Source organism: Pseudomonas sp. RIT288, from assembly GCF_000631985.1.
In the GTDB taxonomy this organism is placed as follows: Bacteria; Pseudomonadota; Gammaproteobacteria; order Pseudomonadales; family Pseudomonadaceae; genus Aquipseudomonas.
In genome coordinates this window covers 1-1,357 of the sequence record NZ_JFYN01000033.1, presented here as the reverse complement: position 1 = coordinate 1,357, position 1,357 = coordinate 1, and the positions used below count along the sequence as shown (strand labels likewise).

The following is a 1,357-nucleotide window of genomic DNA, read 5'->3' as shown; positions in this document are numbered from 1 at the left end:
GCCGATGACGTTTACAAAGACGCCGGCAAGGTCGAAGTCACTATCAAGGATGCGTCCGGCGGCAACTTCGAGAATCTGGTGCCAAGCACTGTCCCTGCGGTCACCGAAGTGACCGATACCATCGACACTTCGACGGTCAAACTGTCCGCTGACACCTCGGTCGCCGAGGGTGGCACCGTCACTTACACCGCGACCGTTGGTGCGCCTGTGACTGGCTCGCCGGTTGTCGTGACTCTGGCCAACGGTCAGACCATCACCATCGAAGTGGGTAAAACCACTGGCACCGTCACCACCACCGCACCGAACGATGCGTTGAATGGTCATGAGCCACTGACCAACTCGATTACCGGCGTGACCGGTGGCAATTACGAGAATCTGGTCGCCGACAAGACGCCGGTTTCGACCACCGTTACCGACACCGTCGACACCACCAACCTGTCGCTGAGCGCAACCGGTACCGTGGCTGAGGGCGGTTCGATCGTTTACACCGCGACGTTGACCAACGCTGCCGGTTCGCCGGTCACCGTGACCCTGAGCAACGGCTCGGTGATCACCATCGACGCGGGTAAAACTACCGGCACCGTGACGGTTCCAGCACCAGCCGATGATGTCTACAAGGACGCTGGCAAGGTCGAAGTCACTATCAAGGATGCGTCCGGCGGCAACTTCGAGAATCTGGTGCCAAGCACTGTCCCTGCGGTCACCGAAGTGACCGATACCATCGACACTTCGACGGTCAAACTGTCCGCTGACACCTCGGTCGCCGAGGGTGGCACCGTCACTTACACCGCGACCGTTGGTGCGCCTGTGACTGGCTCGCCGGTTGTCGTGACCTTGGCCAACGGTCAGTCCATTACCATCGAAGTGGGTAAAACCACCGGCACCGTCACCACCACCGCACCGAACGACGCGCTGAACGGCCAGGCGCCGCTGAACAACTCGATCACGGGTGTGAGCGGTGGCAACTACGAAAACCTGGTCGCCGACAAAACGCCGGTCAGCACTACCGTGACTGACACCATCGACACCACCAACCTGACGTTGAGCGCCACTGGCTCCGTCGCTGAAGGCGGTTCGATCGTTTACACCGCGACCTTGACCAATCCGGCGGGCACACCAGTCACCGTGACCCTGAGCAATGGCTCGGTGATCACCATCGACGCGGGTAAAACTACCGGCACCGTGACTGTTCCAGCGCCTGCCGATGACGTTTACAAAGACGCCGGCAAGGTCGAAGTCACTATCAAGGATGCGTCCGGCGGCAACTTCGAGAATCTCGTACCGAGCACCGTTCCGGCTGTTACCGAGGTTACCGACACCATCGATACCTCGACCGTCAAACTGACCGCCGACACTT

General features: G+C 60.2%; 1 protein-coding gene. It reads left to right on the top strand.

The genetic code is table 11. The features are described from left to right. Positions 1-1,357 (top strand): immunoglobulin-like domain-containing protein (locus tag BW33_RS18840; RefSeq protein ID WP_047600430.1); only part of this gene is annotated, 1,357 nt, incomplete at both ends.